General features: G+C 61.9%; 3 protein-coding genes. 2 read left to right on the top strand and 1 reads right to left on the bottom strand.

Annotated elements, in window-relative coordinates:
- Positions 1 to 326: 326 nt before the first annotated feature.
- A complete protein-coding gene (locus CXY75_RS00190) occupies positions 327 to 1004 on the bottom strand; it encodes a bifunctional 2-polyprenyl-6-hydroxyphenol methylase/3-demethylubiquinol 3-O-methyltransferase UbiG (RefSeq protein ID WP_104080890.1) in 678 nt (225 codons plus the stop codon).
- Between the two features lie 340 nt (positions 1005 to 1344).
- Here CXY75_RS00190 and CXY75_RS00185 point away from each other — a divergent pair, with 340 nt between their 5' ends.
- Positions 1345 to 1695 carry an NADH-quinone oxidoreductase subunit A gene (locus tag CXY75_RS00185; protein WP_104080889.1) on the top strand — a complete coding sequence of 117 codons (351 nt, stop codon included), beginning with the start codon at positions 1345 to 1347 and terminating at the stop codon, positions 1693 to 1695.
- An 8-nt stretch (positions 1696 to 1703) separates the two neighbouring features.
- The coding region (locus tag CXY75_RS00180) for a hypothetical protein (RefSeq protein ID WP_146069285.1) at positions 1704 to 2730 on the top strand (1027 nt) is incomplete at its 3' end.

Below are 2730 nucleotides of genomic sequence, written 5' to 3'. Positions count from 1 at the left end.
ACGACCAGACACCAAATCCGACCGCGCTAAAACCCATCGTCACCGGGGAAGACGCCCACATCGTCACCCCGCGAGACGTTCAACACCCTTCCTCGTACTCGACACCGACCGCTGCCCTTACCCAGCATCATCCCGCTTACTGCATTCGCATATGTAGGCGTTGCCTTAGTTCTACCCGTCGTTCTGTCGCTGATTTAGACGCAACCAAGGCTCAGCACGCATCCAGATTCCGGATCAAGATTCGGCCATCCACGGGGACCAACCCCTACTCGATCGACCCGAGCTTCGTCGTCGAGGCGGTGCGGGCAGGCGCTCTGACACGCAAATCAAGCGCCCCGTATGGGGCTCGGCTTATGACACAGGCTGTCTAGCGGTAGACCTTTGAGGTTCCTTGGACGAATCGGCGTCGGAGCTTGTAGCTGACACGGAACTTCTGAGGGCACTGAACCATCGATTCGGGTGGTCACCGCGTGAACGTGAAACCCTGCGGCCTCGAGCTGCGTGCTCATCTCACCGATAGGCCAGAAGTAGGCGGTCGTAACGGCGTGCGGAAACGGCACAACGGCGTCACCCTCGAAGAAACCGAGGAGGAGACTACTTCCAGGAGCAATACAACGGGCAAACTCGCGCAAAACCGCTGGCAAGTCATTCGGGGCAAGGTGGATAACGGAGTACCACGCAAGAATTGCAGCTGCGTATCCGTCTGGGGCCTCGAGATCGTCCAGTGACGCGACTCGGGATGGGACCGTCGGAAATCTTTTTCTTGCTTGCACGATGAAAGCTTGAACGTGATCGATACCCTCCGCATCAACACCACGCTTTTTCAGGAAATCGGTCCAGTGCCCAGGACCGCACCCCGCGTCGATGACCGCGCCCCGCAGGTCGCGCGCCCACTGGGCGACAAGCCGCTGATCCGATTCGTGCGTGTTAGCCATCGATCCGAGCAACGCCGTGTATTCCTCCGCCCGACCTGCGTATGCATCCCGAACCACATCGCCAGTCATGGGACCGAGTCTAGGAGAAGCCCCGTAGACGTGCGGCTAACGGGCGCTCGAACAGAGTGATTGCGCTCTTGAGGAGGACAGAAACTGTCACACAACCAGTCATTTAGTCTCCGTATCGCAAGCGATGCAGAAACAGTCAAACGTGACGGATTCAGGAGCGTCCACGTAGGGTTGTGGAAGGTGCTGAGCATCGAAGTTCCGATAGTGGGCTCAATGTTTTACCCCCTCATTTTCAGAGAGACCACTGCCTGAAATATCCGCAGTAGCTCACTCGGACTAGGTTGGAGAGCACGCCGATCTATAAAGGCCTTGAGGCCGAGGAGCGGTGGGAGGGAGGCGCGTGTCCACCTATATCGGCATTGCCGTTCTACTCGCAGTCGCACTGCTGACAGTGGGCGGCCTCTACCTGGTGGCACGGTACACCGCGGTGGCCCGCGACCCCCTTGAACGGTTGCCGTTCCTCTCCGGCTGGGAGCCGGAGGAACATGCGCTGTCCCGCTACCACGCCAGGTGGTACCCGTTGACCCTGCTATTTCTGGCCTTTGACGTGGAGATGCTCTTCATGTATCCCTGGGCACTGGTGGTGGCAAAAGACGGAATCGGCGCCGTTGTGGAGATGTTCGTCTTTCTCGGTGTGCTCATGGTCGGTGTCGTCTGGGCCTGGCGAGAGGGTGCGCTGCGGTGGGTCTAAGAAGCAGTATGGCAGGACGCGCCACCCGCAGAGTGCACGTGCTGGTGCTGGAAGTTCCCGGCTGGGGGGAGACTCGAATGCGCGTTGAGGCGGAACTAGCCCGTCGGGGCTGGGCGCCGGCGATATCCCCAGCGGATGCCGACGTTCTGCTGGTCTGCGGGGAACCGGGACAGCAACTCGAGTCCGTGTCCGCGCGCCTCTGGTCACAGCTTCCCGGTCCACGCGCACGCGCGGCGGTGATCACCGCAAGCGATGTCGCCTCGACTCTAGACCGTGCCGTGGATGAGCTCCTCGATAACGCCAGACAGCACAGCGATGCGCAAGCCCGCTCGCGCCAGCCGGCAAAACCACACGCCGAGACCGCGCACACCGAGCATGCAGCGCATGGCGGCAGCGGCGAATCGACTGAGCATGACATGAATATGGACATGGACATGGACATGGACATGCCGGGGGGGATTCCTCTGGCCAATGGCGGACCCGATCGCGACGGCCTCGAAATGGATGTGCTTCACGTTCCGCTTGGCCCGGTACTCCCCCACTGGCCGGCCGGTCTCGTTGTGCGCTGCGTGCTCCAAGGTGATGTGATCGTCAGCGCCCAGGCAGAAATCCTTCCCGCGGCGCAACCGAGCGGTGACGGCCTTGTTCCGGGTGAGCGTCGCCGGTTGGTGGACGACGAACGACGGCTGACTGTTATCCGTCGTTCTGATGCTGCGGCGTCGGTGCTTGCTCTGGCCGGGTGGTCGTTCGCGGCAGGCCGCGCCCGACGGATTCGCGACGCCGTGGCGTCGGGCATGGCACTACTCGACGTGGCAGCCGACCTCGACAAGCTCGCGCAGAGCGTCGGCCGCTCCTGGACCCTGCGTTGGACGCTGAAAGGCATCTCGGTCGGTGACACACTCGCCCACGCAGAAGACGGGATGGGGCAAAGCAGATCCGAGACGGTGCGAGGCCGCCTCATCGGCTGGCTCGACGAGGCACGACGCATTGCCCGAGACGACACGGCTCAAGGAGCGTACGAGCTGCAAGGCCCCC

This window comes from Cryobacterium sp. Y11 (assembly GCF_002929535.1).
In the GTDB taxonomy this organism is placed as follows: Bacteria; Actinomycetota; Actinomycetes; order Actinomycetales; family Microbacteriaceae; genus Cryobacterium.
This window is presented reverse-complemented; position numbering and strand designations above follow the sequence as displayed.

What these genes read in the sequence shown, in the direction of transcription:
- CXY75_RS00190 (WP_104080890.1), bottom strand. Translation starts at nt 1,004, where the DNA reads ATGACTGGCGATGTGGTTCGGGATGCATACGCAGGTCGGGCGGAGGAA.